Here is a 16,438-nt window from a genome sequence, read left to right on the forward strand (position 1 = left end):
CGCGGATAAATCGGTTGCGTTGGAGTCATTCTGCGAACGCATCATTCGCGCGTCACTTGGAAAATCGGCCGGGACGCCGCGCGGTTGTTGGGGTTGCCGCCCATGTCACTACCCCGCTGCGCTTGCTAGTGACATGGGCGGCGTCGCGCGTTTTCGGCGGTCCGGTTCCGAGGTCGGCCGATTATTACAGTGTAATCGTGCGACATCGCGATCCCGACGATTACAACAACGACGACACGACCCCCGCATATCGGGGGCTCATGTCGCCGTCCTGGCAGCGCGCGGCCAGCGTCTTGAGATACCCGAGTGGCGATCGCTTGACCGCACCGGCCGCCAGCGCGCCGGTCCACTCGTCAATGACGAGCTGGGCTTCGGCACTGTTGAGGTCGCCGACTAGCCGGGTGGCCGGCGCGTGCATCTCGGCCGGTAGCCAGCCGGGGAACCGGAGCGCGGACTGCTTCGCGGTCGCCGTCGCGTAGGTGTCTGTCGGTCTTGTTGTAGTAGTTGTTCTTTGGTTTCCATCGGTATTGGGTAATGCGCGCGTGTTTGCCTGACGCGGTGCAGCCAGAGCCGGCGCGTCCACATCCGGCGAAGCCGTATGCGGTATCTCGGAGACGATGTAGGTGCCGCCGCGCATGCGTCCGTGCGCATCGCGGTTGCGCTCGAAGTGCACGTAGCCGGCCTGGCGCAGTTCGCGCAGCAGGGCATAGATGCCGTCCCGCCCGAGATTGCCTCGTTTCTTGAGATCGTTGACCAGCACCTTCCAATCATCGGGGCGCGAGAGCAGGTAGGCGAGCAGACCGCGGGCGGCCCAGGAGAGGCGTGTGTCCTCTACGGCGGCCTGGTCGACGATGACGTACCGATGCCGGCGTGCGGCGCGGCGGATGGTCTGGGTCATTCGTCGTCCACAGCGCTGATGATGCGGGCGACCTCGATGGCCGGGTAGTACACGCGCCGGCCGATCCTGCGCCCGCAGGCCTTCAGCGCGCGGGTGCGGGCGTCGCTCGGCGTGCAGAGGCTGTAACGAAGGCCGCCGGCTGAACGGCCGAGCAGCTCGGCAAGCTGTGATTGCGTGAGTAGCGGGCCGAAGCGCTCGGTGAGCTGGCTTGCGAGTTCGCCCTGCGCGGGAATGGTCGTGGCTGGCATGGTCTCTCCTTGTCTGCGGATCACTGTGCAGACGAGAGAAGACCGGTTTCAGGCTTGCGAGGCGACAGATAACCCCATCCTGCCTCGTCGAGGTTTGGGCAACCGCAACGGGCCTAACGCACCCCGAGCTGATCCAGACGGTGCACCAGATCCTCCGCACGCAGGTGTGTATAGCGCCTGAGCATCTGCATCGACTTGTGTCCCGAGATTGCTGCAACCTCCTGATCGCCGAGCCCCGCTTCGACCAGGCGCGACACGGCCTCGTGCCTCAGGTCGTGGAAGCGCAGTCCTGGAATCCCAGTGCTTTGCAGGGTTCGATGCCAGGCGACGCGGAACTCGTAAGGCCGCCGTACCTTGTCCCGACCGGGCTCGCCGAAGAACACGAGATCGGTATCGATGGGCCGCACCGGGTTCGCGAGCGCGTTGCGGAGCACGGCCGCCGCCGCGTACGAGAGCGGCACGGTGCGCGCGGTGCCGTTCTTGGTCTCGGTCAGCGTGACGGTGCGCTTATCGAGATTGACCTGGTCGCGTCGGAGCGAGGCGATCTCGCCGGCGCGCATGCCGGTGTAGAGCGCGAGGCGCACGATCCAGCCGAGCATGGGGTTCGAGTGCTGGTCGCAGGCTTTGAGCAGCATCTGCTCCTCTTCGACGGCCAGGCGCCGGTTGCGGCCCTTGTGCGGCGCGGGCTTGCGGATGTTCGCGACGGGGTTGTAGACGAGGCCGATGCGCCACTCCTTGATCGCCACGGTGTAGAGGTGGGAGAGGAGGGCCAGCTCGATGCGCACGCTGCTTGCTGACATGCCCGCCTCCAGGCGCTTGTCGCGGTAGTTGGCGACGATGTCGGGCGTGACGGCGGCGAGGCTGTACTGGCCGAGCGCGCTTCTCAGCCTGGCGCACACACCTGCCTCGCGCCGTTGGGTCGAGGCACGCTTGGTGGGCGTGACTTCGGCGGCATAGCGACTGAGCGCCTGCTTCAGAAGCATGCGCTCGGACGCCGCGCGATCGATGTACACGCCGCGCACCATCTCGTCCTCGGTGCGCCGTGCCCAGTCCTCGGCGTCGCGCTTGGTGCGGAAGGTCTTGATGACGGTCGGCCACCCGCGTTTGCGGATCACCGCCTTCCAGGTCGCCGACGGCGTCTTCCTCAGCGTGGCCATGACATGCTCCGGATCGCAGGTGATCCGAAAATGTACCGCGCGACGCAGGGACTGGAAGGGGAAAGTCCGCAAGGTGATGATTTGATTGGTGGCCAGGGACAGAATCGAACTGCCGACACGGGGATTTTCAGTCCCCTGCTCTACCAACTGAGCTACCTGGCCGCGTAAGAAAGCGGGACGCCACAGGCCCGGGCTCGGGGGGCTTTGGCGGGTTCCCGGGGCCTGGGGGGCCGAACGGGAGGGCGAATTAAACCGGTATTGGCGGGGTGAGTCAAGCAACCCCTTGATTCTTCGGGTTGCCCCCCGGGGGCGGTGGGTTTAGGGTCGCCGGACCATGAATATTCCCGTGACCGACACCGTCTCCCGGCCCGCGCCTGCGGCCTATCAGTTGGTGCCGACCCGCCTGCAGGAGAAGCTGGCCGACGGCAAGACGCGCTGCAACCTGTGCCTGTGGCGTTGCGGCCTCAAGCATGGGCAGCGGGGTTTCTGTCAGGCCCATGTGAACCGCAACGGCACCCTCTACAACCTGTCATACGGCATCATCTCGGCCATAGAGGTGTCTGCGGTGGAGGAGAAGCCGGTGCGCCACTACCGGCCGGGTACCCGGGTGTTGAACATCGGCAGCTACGGTTGCTCCTTTCGCTGTGGCGGCTGCCACAACCTGGAGATCTCCTGGGGCACCCAGGCGCTGGATGCCCTGGCCCGGGGGGAGTCCACGGCGGTCTACGCCACGCCGCAGGAGGTCGTGGATGCGGCCATCCGCCAGGGGGTGCAGGGCATCGCCTTTACCTACTCGGAGCCGGCGGTGTGGCTGGAGTACGTGCTGGACGTGTCGCGGGTGGCGCGGGCGGCGGGGTTGTATACGGTCTATGTCTCCAACAGCTCGGTGACGGACGAGGCCCTGGAGGAGATGGCGCCCTGGGTGGACGTGCTGTGCTCGGACATCAAGAGCATGCGGGACGATTTCTACAAGGAGATCTGCGGCACCATCACGGTGGAGCAGGTGCTGCATTCCATCGAGACGGCCCAGCGCCTCGGCATCCACGTGGAGACCCGCACCAATGTCATCCCCGGCAAGAACGACGACCCCGTGGAGCTGGAAGCCATCGCCTGCTGGATCAGGGACCACCTGGGGGCGGACAGCCCGTGGCACGTGACGCGCTTCTTCCCCGCCTACAAGCTGTCTCACGTCCCCGCCACGGATCCGGCCCTGCTGCGGGCCACCGGCGCGGCGGCCCGGGCGGTGGGCCTCAACAACGTCTATGTCTACGACGAGAAGGGTTGCGACTGCGCGGCGGAGAACCTGCCCGTGAGCGCCTATCTGGGGGGTGACGATGCGGCCCTGCACCAGGTGAAGAAGTGCGCTGCGGACTGCTGTGGCGACGAGGGGGTGCTGCTCAAGAAATACGAGTAGGGACGCGCTCGATCATTCAGCGCGGCCCAGGGCTGGGCCATCTGGCCCCCCGCCGTTTCAGGTCTCTTCGCCGAACAGGAATTTCTTCATCTCCTTTTCCAGGAACTTGCGGGCCTCGGGGTCCACCACGCTCAGGCGGTATTCGTTGATGAGCATGGTCTGGTGCTGCATCCAGCCCTGCCATGCCTCCCTGGAGATGTTGTCGTAGATGCGCTGGCCGAGTTCTCCCGGGTAGGGGGGCTTCGGCAGGCCCTCGGCCTCGCGGCCGAGCTTCACACATTGCACGTTACGGGTCACTGGGGGGCTCCTCGGAAACCAGGCGGGCCAACAGCCGGGCCACGGGGGCGGCGATGCCCACGGGCTGGTTGGCGGGGTCATTTTTATACCAAAGCATCCGATCGCCATCCAACACCCGGTCTCTGGGGGAATCCACCTCGAGGTGCACCGGTTGCATCTCGAGGCGAAAGTGGGTGAAGACGTGGGTGACCACCGGCCATGGCGTCATGGTCCGGGGTGGCTTCCCGAGAAAGCGCTCCACCCATGCCGCGGGGTCCGTAGCGGTGGCGCACTGGGGCGGACACCACAGCCCGCCCCAGATCCCGGTGGGGGGACGCTGTTCCAGCAGCACCTCGCCGGCCGTGTTTTCGACGATGAGGAACGTGGCCTGCCGCGTGGGGATGGCGCGTTTGGGCCGCGGAGCGGGAAGGAGGTGGGTCTCGCCGTGGTTGTGGGCGTGGCAGTCGGCCTCGAGGGGGCATGCGCCGCAGCGGGGCCGGCGCCTGGCGCACACCGTGGCCCCGAGGTCCATGATGGCCTGGGTGTAATGAGCCACCCGCTGCCAGGGGGTGTGGTGGTCCGCCAGGGCCCAGAGTTCGCGCTGTACGGCGGCCTGGCCGGTCCAGCCGCGGACGCCGTGGTAGCGGGCCAGCACGCGCTTGACGTTGCCGTCGAGGATGGGCTCGCGGCGTTCCCAGGCGAGGGCGAGGATGGCCCCGGCCGTGGAGCGGCCGATGCCGGGCAGGGCGGCCAGGGCCTCCGGGCCCTCCGGCAGTCGCCCGCCGTGCTCCCGGGCCAGGATGCGGGCGGCGCGATGCAGGTTGCGGCCGCGGGCATAGTAGCCGAGGCCGCTCCAGTGGTGCAGGACTTCGTCCACGGTGGCGTGGGCCAGGGTCTCGATGGTAGGGAAACGGGCCATGAAACGGGTGAAATAGGGGATGACCGTCGCCACCTGGGTCTGCTGCAGCATGACCTCGGACACCCATACGCGGTAGGGGCTGGCGGGGGCCTGCCAGGGCAGATCATGGCGGCCGTGGTGGTCGAACCAGGCCAGCAACGGCGGGGCGATGGCGGGACGCGGGTCACCGGCCGGGGGCATAGGCCGTGTCCTCCCCCTGGGCGGACAGGTGCTCGGTCGGCAGTTCTCCCTTCATCGCCAGGGCCTTGATGGTCTCGTGGATATCCTCGGCCACCTGGGTGAGCCGATGCCTGAGGACCCAGCCGCCGATGACGGGGGGGACCCAGAATTCCGGTTCCACCTCCGACAGGAAGGTCAGGCGCGTGCCGTCGCCCTCGGGCAGGACGGTCCATTCGAAGCGGCCGTAGGCGAAGTCGCTGGCGGTGGGGTCCGCCTGGGCCACCAGCAGCCCTTCAGAGACCCGGGTGAACAGGGAGGTGTGGCTGAACTCCACGCAGTAGATGACGATGGGGCAGTCCCGGTAGGTGGTGCGGACCCGGGCACCCCCCGCTTCGTGGCCGATGAGCCTGCTGTCCCGCACCATGGGGTGCAGGCGTTCGAAGCCCTCGTAGTCCGTCAGCAGGGCCATCACCCGCCGCGGCGGGGCGGGCACGTAGCTGGTGACGCTGACGTGGTAGCGCTCCCCGGTGTGGCTGACGCCGGTGGACTGAACCTCCGCCGATGCCTCGCCCGCGCCGGCCAGGGCCAGCGCCAGGAGCGCCAGCCGCATCATGCTAGTTGAACAGCCCCTTGAGGAGCTCCTGGCCCTTTTCTCCGCCGAGTTTGTCCTTGAGCTTGTCGCCCAGTTTCTCTTTCACCTTCTCCTCGGCCTTTTTCTTTATCTCCTGGGTGGCCTTGGATTTCAACACCTCGCCCAAGTCCGGTTTGAAGCTCGGTTTCTGAAAGGTACCGCCCACCCGCACCGGGATGGGGACCCCCTGCAGCTCTTCGAGTTCCTTGCCCCCCTGGCCCTTGAGGGTGCCCACGATGGTGGTGGTGAGGAGGTAGTCGATCTCCTCCGCGAGGAGATTCGCCATACCCTTGCCGTTGATGCGCAGCAGGGGCGACTTGGCGTACAGGTCGTCATTGGTGACGATGCCGTCGGTGATGCGCACGCTGCCCGTTAGTTCCGAGAAGTCGGTCTGCTTTTCCTGGTCGTCCGGCGGCAGGGTCTTGCCCGCGAGCCTGGCCCGGGCCTCCCGGATGAGGCGGCCGATGTTGATCCCCTTCACCGTGCCCTCCAGGAAGGCGAAATCGGCGGTGCCCTCGAGGGTCCTCTTGATGGTGTCGGGGTCCATGCCCGCCAGGGTCACGTCGACGTTCACCTGGCCGGTGCCCGTAAGGAGCTCCTTTTTACCCGTCAGGTCCCGGAGCAGGGGGCCGGCCTGGATGCCCTTGAGGGACTTCTTGACGGCGAGGCGGGGCACGTCCTTGCGGGCGTCCAGGGTCACCTGGCCCTTGAACAGCCCCTCGTAGAGTTCGGCGGATATGGGGTCGAGCTTGACCAGTCCGTTCTTACCATCGAGGCGTACCAGGATATCCGTCAGGGTGAGCTTGTTGATGACGAGCCGGCCGATGCGCAGGTTGCCGGCGGCATCCAGGGTGCGCAGGGGGGCCAGGGCCGCCGCCTGGGCGGGCGGGGCGCCGGAGCCGGCCGCGCCGCCTCCGCCTTCACCCGAGGACGCCGACGCGTCGCCGGCCTCGGCCGCGGGTGGCAGATAGCGGTCGGCGTCGATGGCGTCCATCTGCAGGTCGAAGCGGATGGCCGGCTGGCCGAAGTTGGCCACCCCGAGGTTACCCGTGAGGGTGCTGTCGTCGAGCTTGAGGTTGAAGTCTTCCAGTTTCACCTCGTCGGCCGTGCCGTCGATGCGGGTGCTCATGCTGATGGCCTTCAGCACCTCCGGGTCGGCGGTCTCCACCGGCGGCGTGTCGAGCTCCGCCAGCAGGTCGCGGAGGTTCATCTCGGCGAGGCTGAGGGTGCCAGTGTAGGCGGGGGCGTCCACGATGCGGGTGGCCTTGAGTTCGCCGCTGGCGTCGAGACCGAGGGCGCTGAGCTTCAGGTTCCGCACATCGGCGGTCTGGGCCGCGATATCCACGGCCACGTCGCTCGTCAGGACGGCCTCGAGTTCCGCCACCGGCAGCCCGTCACCGCTGGCCGTCACCGTGAGCCGGAGGCCGTCGGCGTCGTAACGCTGGGCCTCGATGTCCAGGGTCAGATCGGTCTGAAGCCTGATGTCGGCGGTCATCTGCGGCTGCTCGCCGGTGAGGCGGAAACCGAAGTCCACGTCCACTGGCTCCCCCAGCTCGATGGCGCCGGTGGTGAGGTAGAGATCCGCCAGTTCGTAGTGCTGGCCGCTCTCGGCGTCGCGCCACTGGATGCGGGCGTCCTTCACGTCGAGGCCGCCGATGGCGAGGGCGGCGATGGGCGGGGCCCCTGCCGGGTCCTGCTTCTCCTGGGGCTTGCCCGCCGTCAGGTCCTCCCAGTTGGTCTTGCCGGCCGCGTTACGCGCCAGGTTCACCCGCAGGCCGTGGAGGGTGACGGTGTCCATCTCCACTTCCTGCTTGATGAGGGGCAACAGCTTGATGGAGACCCGCATGGTCTCCACTCCCGCGAATACGGGCTCCTCGAAGCCCTGGGCGTTGCCCAGGCTCACGTCCTTCATCTCCACCGCGATCCAGGGGAAGAAGGTGAGGCCGATCTCGCCGCCGATGGTCAACTCGCGGCCGGTCTGGTCCTTCACCGCGCTGGCCATCTGCTCCTTGTAGTCGTTGGGGTCGAAGTAGAGGTACACCAGGCCCACCGCACCGATGACCAGCACCACCAGGACGATGACGAGATAGAACAGGACTTTGAACAGTTTTTTCATGGCACGGACTTCCTTCGGTGCGAGGGTTCAGTCGTAATCTTCGGCCCGGCGCGCGTCGCCCCGGACCTTGTGGGCAGGATAGCGCGATTCGTTGATATGGATCTTGGTATGGGCGGCGGCGATGAGGTCCACCCCCAGCTTGTCCCCCAGGCGGATGAGATAGATGAGGATATCCGCGAGTTCCAGGCTTACGTCCCGCAGCTTCTCCGCCTCCAGTCGTCGGCTCTGGTCCTGGGACAGCCACTGGAAGTGCTCCAGCAGCTCGCCCGCCTCCCCCGCCAGGGCCATGGCGAGATTCTTGGGGGAATGGAACTGGTCCCAGTCCCGTACCGCGGCGAAGTCGGCCAGCCGTCGCCGCAACTGCTCCAGGCTGTCTGCAGGGGGTTGTTCCATGGGGCTCCCGATGGTCAGGCCGGATTACCTGGGCCGCGCCCGGTGTTCCGCGGCCAGGGCCGCGCGGGCGGCCTGCACCGCCAGCCGCACTTGGCGGGGGGCGGTGCCCCCGACGTGGTCGCGGGCTTCCACCGAGCCCTCCAGGGTGAGGACATCATAGACGTCCGCGGCGATGGTGGGGGAGAAGCCCTGGAGGGTCTCCAGGGGCAGATCGGCGAGGTCGACTCCGAGTTCGATGGCGCGGCGCACCGCCTGTCCCACCACCTCGTGGGCGTCCCGGAAAGCCACGCCGCGGCGCACCAGGTAATCCGCCAGATCGGTGGCGGTGGCGTAGCCTCGCCGGGCGGCCTCCCGCATGGCGTCGCCCTTGACGGTCATCACCGGCACCAGGTCGCCGTAGACCCGCAGGGCGCCCTTGATGGTGTCCACGGTGTCGAACAGGGGCTCCTTGTCCTCCTGGTTGTCCTTGTTGTAGGCCAGCGGCTGGCCCTTGGTGAGGGTCAGCAGGGACATGAGGTGGCCGTAAACCCGGCCGGTCTTGCCGCGTACCAGTTCGGGGACGTCGGGATTCTTCTTCTGGGGCATGATGGAGGAGCCGGTGCAGAAGGCGTCCCCCAGATCGACGAAATCGAACTGGGCCGAACTCCACAACACCAGTTCCTCGGAGCAGCGGGACAGATGGGCCATCAGCAGGCTGGCGGCGGCACAGAATTCGATGACGAAGTCGCGGTCGCTGACGGCGTCCAGGGAGTTGGCGCAGGGGGCGTCGAAGCCGAGCAGCTCGGCCGTCATGGCGCGGTCCACCGGGAAGGTGGTGCCGGCCAGGGCCGCCGCCCCCAGGGGCATGTGGTTGAGGCGGCCGCGGGCGTCCCGGAAACGTGCCGCATCCCGCGTCAGCATCTCGTACCACGCCATCATGTGGTGGCCGAAGGTGACGGGCTGGGCGGTCTGCAGGTGGGTGAAGCCGGGCATGATGGTGCCGGCCTCGCGCTCGGCCACCGCCAGCAAGCCCTGGCGCAGCCGCTTGAGCTCATCCAGCACGATGTCGGTCTCTTCCCGCAGCCACAGGCGCAGATCGGTGGCCACCTGGTCGTTGCGGGAGCGCCCGGTGTGGAGTTTCTTGCCCACCGCGCCGATACGCTCCGTGAGGGCGGATTCCACGTTCATGTGGACGTCTTCCAGGGCGACGGACCAGGTGAACTCGCCGCGGTCGATGTCGCGGCGGATGTCTTCGAGACCGGCGATGATGGCGTCCCGTTCGGCGTCGCTGAGTATGCCCACCGCGCCCAGCATGGTGGCATGGGCGATGGACCCGGCGATGTCCTGGCGATACAGACGCCGGTCGAAGTCCACGGAGGCGGTGAAGGCCTCTACGAAGGCATCGGTGGGGGCCGTGAAGCGGCCCGTCCAGGGTTTCTTGGCGGGGTCTCGTGAATTCATGGACGCAAACGTGGCACGGCAGATGGCGGGGAGTATAACGTATTCGTGGATGAGGGCCCGCCGGGGATCCGCCATCCCGGGCCCACCGGGGGTGGGACGGCCCGTGCCCAGGCCACATGGAGGCGCCGGATTGGTCGGTGCCTCGCGACCGCGGGGGGGGGCTGATGAAAGTGGGAACGGAGGAGAACCATGGCGCTGCGGTGCCCGCGCTGCTGCCGGACTTCTGTGACGCCCGGGTGATCTTCTCGGTGGTGCTGATGGTGCAGATCGTCGCCCTGGTGGTGGCCCTGGTTCCCATCGCCAGCCGTGACTTCTGGCTGGAACTGGCCATGGTGTCTTTCTTCGCCCATTGGGTGGCGGTGAGCAGCCTGGTGATCCTGTGCCTGCTGAAACGGGTCCTGGCGCGCCTCGCCGGCGGTCCCGCGGCCCTGGTCACCGGGGCCGTGGTCATCGTGGTCACGGCCGTGGTGAGCGAGGGTGCCCTGCAGGCCCTGGAACTGCTGGTGCTGCCACCCTTCGACAGGCCGGGACGCATGGATTTCATGGGTCGTAACGTGGCCATCGCCGCCATCGTCTACGCGGCGGTGCTGCGCTATTTCTATGTCCGACACCAGTGGCGGCGCAACGTGGAACTGGGCAGCCAGGCCCGGGTGGCGGCGTTGCAGGCCCGTATCCGGCCCCACTTCCTGTTCAACAGCATGAATACCATCGCCAGCCTGACCCGCAGCCGACCGGCGGTGGCGGAGCAGGTGGTGGAGGATCTGGCGGCCCTGTTCCGGGTGACCCTGAAGGAGGGCGATACGCCGGCCACCCTGGCCCAGGAACTGGAGGTGTGCCGGCGCTATCTGGCTATCGAGGCCCAGCGCCTGGGTGAACGCCTGCGGGTGGCGTGGGACATCGGCGAGGGGGTGGAGGCCGCGCGGCTGCCGCCCCTGACCCTGCAGCCCCTGGTGGAGAATGCGGTCTACCATGGGGTGGAGCCCAGCATAGGCGGGGGCGAGGTCAGGATCCGGGTGCGCCGGGACGGCCCGTGGTTAGACGTGGAGGTGAGCAACCCGCTGCCGCAAGCCGGGCAAGTCGCCCCCCGCGCCGGCAACCGTATGGCCCAGGCCAACGTGGCGGAGCGCCTGGCCGCCTTCTTCGATGCCGCCGTCACCTTCGAGACGGCGGCGGGACCGGATCTTTACCGGTTGCATATGCGGCTGCCCTACCGGGAGACGCCGCCGTGAAGGTGCTGGTGGCGGACGATGAACCCCTGGCCCGGGAACGCCTGCGTGCCCTGCTGGAGGAGATAGCCGAGGTAGGCACCGTGCTGGAGGCGGCGGACGGCCGCAGCGCCCTGGATCTGGTGATGGCCGAGCACCCCGACGTGGTACTGCTGGACATCCGCATGCCGGGCATGGATGGCCTCGAGGCGGCGCGCCACATGGCCGCCCTGGAATCCCCGCCACCCGTGGTGTTCACCACGGCCTACGAGCAGCATGCCCTGGATGCCTTCGAGGTGCGCGCGGTGGATTATCTTCTGAAGCCCATCGGCCGGGAGCGTCTGGCCCAGGCCCTGACCCGCGCCCACAGCCTCGGCCCGGCCCTGCTGGCGGTGCTGGAGGAACGGCGCCGTGGCGGCCGCAGCCATATCTCCGCGCCGTCCCGCCAAGGCCTGTCGATCGTCCCGGTGGACGAAGTGCGATTCCTGCTGGCGGACAACAAGTACGTCACCGTGGGCTGGCCCGGGGGCGAACTGCTCACGGAGGAGCCCTTGAAGGCCTTCGCCGAGGAGTTCGGCGAGCGTTTCATCCGCATCCACCGCGCCGCCCTGGTGGCGGGGGCCCATGTGAGGGCCCTGGAACGGACCCGTGACGGCCGCCATGAGGTGGCGATGACGGGAGTGGAACGCCGGCTGGAGGTGAGCCGGCGCCTGCTGCCCGAGGTCCGGCGCCGCCTGCGCGGGGGCTGAGGCCGGAGGGGCGGGACCGCGGCGCCTCTACGCTGGCGGCGGGCGTCAGGCCACCCCGGCCTGCTGCGTCGCGCCGTCGCTGCATTCTTCCTCGGGGCGCGGGCCGGGTGCGAGTTCGCGGGCCGCGGCCAGGGTGGCGAGGCGGGCGATGACGCCGTAGGCGTAGAAGCGATTGGGCTCGGCATCGGGGGCCTGGTCCTGGTCCGGCAGGATGCAGGTCTGGGCGAAGGCCAGGGGCTCGAAGCGCATGCCCGGGGCGTTGAGGTTCTCGTCGGTGCTGCGCTTGGTGTGGACGCGATAGAAGCCCCCCACCACGTGGCGGTCCACCATATAGACCACGGGCTCGGCGATGGCATCCTCGCCCCAGGTCTCCATGGTATAGACCCCCTCCTGAACGATGACCTTGGAAACCTGGACGCCCCCCTTGGTCTTGGCCATGCGGGTGCGCTGCTTGCGGTTCAGGTCGTGCACCTCGGCGGCGCTCTTCACCGTCATCACCGCCATGCCGTAGGTGCCGGCATCGGCTTTGACCATGACGAAGGGTTCCTTGGTGACGCCGTACTCCTTGTACTTTTTGCGGATCATGGCCAACAGGGCGTCCACGTTGTCCGCCAGGCACTCCTCGCCGTCACGCTTCATGAAGTCGATGTGGCCGCAGTTACGGAACAGGGGGTCGATAAGCCACGGGTCGATATCCACCAGTTCGGCGAACTCCTTCGCCACCAGGGCGTATTCGCGGAAGTGGTCCGACTTCAGCCGGTGGGCCCATCCGAGGGCCAGGGGCGGGACGATGACCTGCTCGATGTCCTCGAGTTCCGCCGGTGGGCCGTTGGACATGTCGTTGTTGAGCAGCACCAGGCAGGGCGAGAAGCCATCGACGCCGACGCGCGCGCCCCGGCGTACCACCGGTTCCAGGCGCACGGCACGTCCCGAGGGCAGCTCCACGTCCCGCGGCGCCTTCAGCTCTGCGGCAAAGGAACCGATGCGTACCTCGAGCCCCGCCTTTTGGAACATCTCCGAGAGGCTGGCCAGGCTTTCCATGTAAGGAAGATTGCGGGTATGGCTCTCGGCGATGATGAGCACGCGCAGGGCCGACGGCAGCACCTGGTCCACCGCCGACTGTATGGCCTGTACCCCCAGGGGCAGGAATTCGGGATTCAGGTTGTTGAAGCCCGCCGGAAACAGGTTGGTATCCACGGGGGCCAGTTTGAAACCGGCGTTGCGCAGGTCGATGGAGGTGTAGAAGGGCGGCGGCGATTCGTGCCACTGGCGGCGCAGCCAGGATTCGATGGCCGCCTGGTGACCGAGGATGTGCTCCTCGATCTGCTCCAGGGGTCCGCGCAGGGCGGTGGTGAGGTGGGGGACTTCGCTCATGGGCATAATGGCCTTTCGACTTGGCTGAGAAGATCCCTCATTCGACGGGAAGCGCAGGGTGGTTTTCAACCCCAACCCATCTGTGGGCAGACGAGATGCTAATGTACTACCATCAAGAATTGCCCAATCTTGCAAAAAGGACAATAGATCGGAGCGCGGGGCGGTCCCGCCGCGTCCCGGCCCGGTGTGGAAGGCGACCGTGGCGTAGCGGCTGCCGGGGCAGGCACGGAGCGGGTTGACGTGGTGTCAGAGACGCAAACAGAAGCTTTCAAGGGCACGAAGGTCCTGGTGGTGGACGACAGCAAGACCATCCGGTGCACCGCCGAGAGTCTGCTGAAACAAGTGGGTTGCGACGTCGTCACCGCCGTGGACGGTTTCGACGCCCTGGCGCGGGTGGTGGATTATCGTCCCCACATCATCTTCGTGGACATCATGATGCCGCGCCTCGACGGCTATCAGACCTGCGCCCTCATCAAGAACAACGACGTGTTCAAGGGCACACCCGTCATCATGCTCTCCAGCAAGGACGGTCTCTTCGATCGGGCCCGCGGTCGTGTGGTGGGCGGCGACGAATTTCTCACCAAGCCTTTCACCAGCGATGAGTTACTGGACGCCATCGGGCGGCACGTGGCTCCCCGCTGATGCCTGAGGTCATGAGGGTTCCGGAGCAGACGCCCTTCCAGTTGCTGTGCGCCTGGGAGGCGCGCGTGCGCGAGGTGGGGCGGACCCTGCCCCGCAGCGAGGCGCGCCCGGAAGCCCGCTGGACGGGCATCGGTTTCTTCGTGGGGGACGAGCGCCTGGTGGTGCCCATGGAGCAGGTGCTGGAGATCGGACATCTGCCTCGCCTCACCCGGGTGCCGGGCTGCAAGGCATGGCTGCGGGGCATGGCCAACCTGCGCGGGCGACTGGCGGCGGTGGCGGACCTGGGCGGTTTTCTCACCGGGTCCAACACCGTGGTCAGCCCCCGCACTCGGGTGCTGGAGGTGCGTGACGAATTCGTTCCCGTGGGTCTGCTGGTGACCGAGATGGCCGGCCTGCGGCACTTCAGGGCGAGCCAGCAGACCGCCAACCAGGGCGTGGCGGACTGGCTCGTGCCCTATTTCACCGGGCGCGTGGTGGATGACAGGGGGGCGTGGACGGTGATGGACCTCAACCGCATCGTCCGCCATCCGGCGTTTCTGCATGTGGGGCTGTAGCCGGGGCGCGAGCGACTCGCGGGACGGGGGGCAGGGGCATGGATTGAAATGGCAAGCGGCGGCAACGGCCGCGGTATTCTGAGGAGGGGCTATGGAGACGTCGGCTGGCAGTGTGCCGCTGAACAAGGAGAGTCGAGGTGTCGCACGGCAACTGGTCATGGGGTTGCTGGTGGTATTCGTGGTGGCCACCGTGGCGGTCTACCTGCGGGTGGTGGTGCAGGGCGAAACCGACCGGCGGATCCTGGAACTGCTGGGCCAGCAGAAGGTGTTGGCCCAGCAACTCGAAAAGTTCGCGGGCGAGGCCGCCGACGGCAGCTGGACCGCCTTCGGCGCCCTGCGACAGGTGCGGCGTGACTATGCCGCCAATCTCGACATGTTGCGCCATGGTGACACCGGGTCCGGCCTGCCTCCCTTGCCCGCGGAGTTTTCCGCCGAACTCTCCACCATGGAAACCGCATGGCAGCGGGCCGACGCCAGCATCGAGGCGGTGCTCGATGTGGAGGGCCCCATCACCCGGATGTTCTCCGCGGTGCAGGCCTTCAACGCCTTCTCCGCCAGCGTCGCCCTGAAGACGGAGGATCTGGTCAACGTGATGATGGAGACCGGGGCCAGTCCCAACCAGATCTACATCGCCACCCGCCAGTTCATGCTGCTGGAGCGAGCCGCCAACAACCTGCGCATGGCGTGGCAGGGCGGGGTAGGTGCCGCCACTGCGGTGTCCCGTTTCGGCCGCGACATCAAGCTCATGAGTGAGGTGTTCCAGGGCCTCCTCGCCGGTGACGAACGCAAGGGGCTGGAGCCCCTGGCCGAGGCCGAGTCCCGGGCCCTGCTGGAGGGCATCATCCGCACGGTGGAGCAGAATCAGGGCCTGTTGCAGGGGGTGATCGCCAATGACCGCGTGTTCGACAGCCTCGAGGCCTCCAACAGCGTCTTCGTGGCCAGCGATACCCTGCTGGAGGTGGCGGATTCCCTGTCGGCGCTCTATCGCGAGTACATGAACGAGCGGCTGGTGTCGCCCATGCTCGGCAACGTCTTCGCCGCCCTGGCGCTGGCCATGTTGATCCTGGTGGGCTTCCAGATGACCCGCGATGCCCGGCTCGCCGCCGAGGCGGCCCGCGCCCGTGCCGAAGAGGCCCGGGCGCGGGAGGAGGAGGCCCGCGCCCGCGAGGAGGAGAGCAAGGAGACCAACCGCCGCAACCAGGAGGCCATCCTGCGCCTGTTGGGGGAGATCACGGACCTGGCGGATGGCGACCTCACGGTGAACGCCACCGTCACCGAGGATTTCACCGGGGCCATCGCAGACGCCATCAACTACGCCATCGAGGAGATGCGCGGCCTGGTGTCCAACATCAACCGCACCTCCGTGCAGGTGGCATCGGCCGCCCAGCACACCCGCAACACGGCCATCTCCCTGTCGGAATCCAGTGAGCGCCAGGCGGGTCAGATCACCCATGCGGCAGATGCCGTGGGCGCCATGGCGGATGCCTTCGAGGGGGTCTCCGAACTCGCCGCACGGTCCCAGGAGGTCGCGGAACAGTCCGAGACCCTGGCAGGCAAGGGGGCCGGCGCGGTGCGGGATACCATCTCCGGCATGGACAGCATCCGCGAGACCATCCAGGAGACCTCCAAGCGTATCAAGCGCCTGGGCGAGAGTTCCCAGGAGATCGGGGATATCGTCGGGCTCATCGACGACATCGCCGACCAGACCAACATCCTGGCGTTGAACGCCGCCATCCAGGCCTCCATGGCGGGTGAGGCCGGCCGTGGCTTCGCCGTGGTGGCAGACGAGGTGCAGCGCCTCGCGGAGCGTTCCAGTCACGCCACCCACCAGCTCGAAGGGCTGGTGAGAACCATCCAGTCCGATACCAGGGACGCCGTCATCTCCATGGAGCAGAGCACCACCGGGGTGGTGCAGGGGGCGAAGCTGGCGGAGGATGCGGGTGACGCCCTGGTGGAGATCGACCGGGTGTCGAAGCGGCTTGCCGAACTGGTGCGGGAGATCGCCGGCGCCGCCCAGTCCCAGACCCAGACCGCCCTGGCCGTCTCCAGGGATATGGACGACATCCGCCAGGTGACGGTCACCGCCACCGAGGGGACCCGGGATACCGCCCATTCGATCGGCGAACTGGCCGAACTCGCGGCCGATCTGCGACGCTCGGTAGCAGGCTTCAAGCTGCCTCGCGAGGAAGCCGAAGAAGGGCCTGGTGTCACCTCGGAGGCCGCGAAAAGCGGCACGGCATAGCGGCGTACAGGGTACTTAGGA

Annotated in this window: 16 protein-coding genes and 1 tRNA gene; 6 read left to right on the forward strand and 11 right to left on the reverse strand. The window is 67.4% G+C overall.

The window, feature by feature from the left end; translation table 11 throughout:
• Positions 1-220 precede the first annotated feature (220 nt).
• From U5S82_09390 to U5S82_09405, 4 genes are all read right to left on the reverse strand, one after another.
• Positions 221-898 carry a hypothetical protein gene (locus U5S82_09390; GenBank protein MDZ7751859.1) on the reverse strand — a complete coding sequence of 226 codons (678 nt, stop codon included), beginning with the start codon at positions 896-898 and terminating at the stop codon, positions 221-223.
• Complete coding sequence (locus tag U5S82_09395) at positions 895-1,146, reverse strand: hypothetical protein (protein ID MDZ7751860.1); 252 nt, start codon at positions 1,144-1,146, stop codon at positions 895-897. Before U5S82_09395 ends, U5S82_09390 begins: the two co-directional genes overlap by 4 nt.
• Positions 1,147-1,259: 113 nt before the next feature.
• Positions 1,260-2,303: a site-specific integrase gene (locus U5S82_09400; GenBank protein MDZ7751861.1), complete on the reverse strand. Its 1,044-nt coding sequence runs from the start codon at positions 2,301-2,303 to the stop codon at positions 1,260-1,262.
• A gap of 86 nt (positions 2,304-2,389) precedes the next feature.
• Positions 2,390-2,465: transfer RNA gene (locus U5S82_09405), tRNA-Phe, on the reverse strand.
• A gap of 172 nt (positions 2,466-2,637) precedes the next feature.
• On the opposite strand from U5S82_09405, the gene U5S82_09410 reads away from it, so the two are divergent.
• Positions 2,638-3,717 carry a radical SAM protein gene (locus tag U5S82_09410; GenBank protein MDZ7751862.1) on the forward strand — a complete coding sequence of 360 codons (1,080 nt, stop codon included), beginning with the start codon at positions 2,638-2,640 and terminating at the stop codon, positions 3,715-3,717.
• Between the two features lie 57 nt (positions 3,718-3,774).
• Here the strand turns inward: U5S82_09410 and U5S82_09415 are convergent, their stop codons facing one another.
• The 6 genes from U5S82_09415 to argH are packed head-to-tail and all read right to left on the reverse strand — an operon-like array spanning position 3,775 to position 9,651.
• Positions 3,775-4,014 carry an oxidative damage protection protein gene (locus U5S82_09415; protein ID MDZ7751863.1) on the reverse strand — a complete coding sequence of 80 codons (240 nt, stop codon included), beginning with the start codon at positions 4,012-4,014 and terminating at the stop codon, positions 3,775-3,777.
• Positions 4,004-5,092 (reverse strand): A/G-specific adenine glycosylase, encoded by a 1,089-nt coding sequence (mutY, locus tag U5S82_09420; protein MDZ7751864.1) that lies wholly within the window; start codon positions 5,090-5,092, stop codon positions 4,004-4,006. The genes U5S82_09415 and mutY overlap by 11 nt, the downstream gene beginning before the upstream one ends.
• On the reverse strand, positions 5,076-5,684 hold the full coding sequence (locus tag U5S82_09425) for an SRPBCC family protein (GenBank protein ID MDZ7751865.1): 609 nt from the start codon (positions 5,682-5,684) through the stop codon (positions 5,076-5,078). The genes mutY and U5S82_09425 overlap by 17 nt, the downstream gene beginning before the upstream one ends.
• A 1-nt stretch (position 5,685) precedes the next feature.
• Positions 5,686-7,818, reverse strand: coding sequence for an AsmA family protein (locus U5S82_09430; GenBank protein MDZ7751866.1), 2,133 nt, complete (start codon positions 7,816-7,818; stop codon positions 5,686-5,688).
• Between the two features lie 27 nt (positions 7,819-7,845).
• Complete coding sequence (locus tag U5S82_09435; GenBank protein MDZ7751867.1) at positions 7,846-8,211, reverse strand: nucleotide pyrophosphohydrolase; 366 nt, start codon at positions 8,209-8,211, stop codon at positions 7,846-7,848.
• A 24-nt stretch (positions 8,212-8,235) separates the two neighbouring features.
• On the reverse strand, positions 8,236-9,651 hold the full coding sequence (gene argH / locus U5S82_09440) for an argininosuccinate lyase (protein MDZ7751868.1): 1,416 nt from the start codon (positions 9,649-9,651) through the stop codon (positions 8,236-8,238).
• A gap of 164 nt (positions 9,652-9,815) precedes the next feature.
• Between argH and U5S82_09445 the strand changes: the two genes are divergently transcribed.
• Entirely contained in the window at positions 9,816-10,880 is a 1,065-nt protein-coding gene (locus U5S82_09445; GenBank protein ID MDZ7751869.1) for a histidine kinase, read from the forward strand.
• Positions 10,877-11,605, forward strand: a complete 729-nt coding sequence (locus U5S82_09450; protein ID MDZ7751870.1) for a LytTR family DNA-binding domain-containing protein — start codon at positions 10,877-10,879, stop codon at positions 11,603-11,605. The genes U5S82_09445 and U5S82_09450 overlap by 4 nt, the downstream gene beginning before the upstream one ends.
• A gap of 45 nt (positions 11,606-11,650) precedes the next feature.
• Here U5S82_09450 and gshA read toward each other — a convergent pair whose 3' ends face one another.
• Entirely contained in the window at positions 11,651-12,985 is a 1,335-nt protein-coding gene (gshA, locus tag U5S82_09455; GenBank protein MDZ7751871.1) for a glutamate--cysteine ligase, read from the reverse strand.
• A gap of 234 nt (positions 12,986-13,219) precedes the next feature.
• Here gshA and U5S82_09460 point away from each other — a divergent pair, with 234 nt between their 5' ends.
• From U5S82_09460 to U5S82_09470, 3 genes are all read left to right on the forward strand, one after another.
• The gene (locus tag U5S82_09460; protein MDZ7751872.1) at positions 13,220-13,621 is read left to right on the forward strand and encodes a response regulator; all 402 of its coding nucleotides are present in this window, start codon (positions 13,220-13,222) and stop codon (positions 13,619-13,621) included.
• An 11-nt stretch (positions 13,622-13,632) separates the two neighbouring features.
• Positions 13,633-14,175, forward strand: a complete 543-nt coding sequence (locus U5S82_09465) for a chemotaxis protein CheW (protein MDZ7751873.1) — start codon at positions 13,633-13,635, stop codon at positions 14,173-14,175.
• 91 nt (positions 14,176-14,266) lie between these two features.
• Positions 14,267-16,417: a methyl-accepting chemotaxis protein gene (locus U5S82_09470; protein MDZ7751874.1), complete on the forward strand. Its 2,151-nt coding sequence runs from the start codon at positions 14,267-14,269 to the stop codon at positions 16,415-16,417.
• The last annotated feature ends 21 nt before the right edge of the window (positions 16,418-16,438 follow it).

The organism is Gammaproteobacteria bacterium, assembly GCA_034522055.1.
Taxonomy (GTDB): domain Bacteria; phylum Pseudomonadota; class Gammaproteobacteria; order JAABTG01; family JAABTG01; genus JAABTG01.

Coding starts and splice junctions, on each gene's coding strand:
- U5S82_09390 (MDZ7751859.1), bottom strand. CDS start 898: ATGACCCAGACCATCCGCCGCGCCGCACGCCGGCATCGGTACGTCATC.
- U5S82_09395 (MDZ7751860.1), bottom strand. CDS start 1,146: ATGCCAGCCACGACCATTCCCGCGCAGGGCGAACTCGCAAGCCAGCTC.
- U5S82_09400 (MDZ7751861.1), bottom strand. CDS start 2,303: ATGGCCACGCTGAGGAAGACGCCGTCGGCGACCTGGAAGGCGGTGATC.
- U5S82_09410 (MDZ7751862.1), top strand. CDS start 2,638: ATGAATATTCCCGTGACCGACACCGTCTCCCGGCCCGCGCCTGCGGCC.
- mutY (MDZ7751864.1), bottom strand. CDS start 5,092: ATGCCCCCGGCCGGTGACCCGCGTCCCGCCATCGCCCCGCCGTTGCTG.
- U5S82_09425 (MDZ7751865.1), bottom strand. CDS start 5,684: ATGATGCGGCTGGCGCTCCTGGCGCTGGCCCTGGCCGGCGCGGGCGAG.
- U5S82_09430 (MDZ7751866.1), bottom strand. CDS start 7,818: ATGAAAAAACTGTTCAAAGTCCTGTTCTATCTCGTCATCGTCCTGGTG.
- U5S82_09435 (MDZ7751867.1), bottom strand. CDS start 8,211: ATGGAACAACCCCCTGCAGACAGCCTGGAGCAGTTGCGGCGACGGCTG.
- argH (MDZ7751868.1), bottom strand. CDS start 9,651: ATGAATTCACGAGACCCCGCCAAGAAACCCTGGACGGGCCGCTTCACG.
- U5S82_09445 (MDZ7751869.1), top strand. CDS start 9,816: ATGAAAGTGGGAACGGAGGAGAACCATGGCGCTGCGGTGCCCGCGCTG.
- gshA (MDZ7751871.1), bottom strand. CDS start 12,985: ATGCCCATGAGCGAAGTCCCCCACCTCACCACCGCCCTGCGCGGACCC.
- U5S82_09465 (MDZ7751873.1), top strand. CDS start 13,633: ATGAGGGTTCCGGAGCAGACGCCCTTCCAGTTGCTGTGCGCCTGGGAG.
- U5S82_09470 (MDZ7751874.1), top strand. CDS start 14,267: ATGGAGACGTCGGCTGGCAGTGTGCCGCTGAACAAGGAGAGTCGAGGT.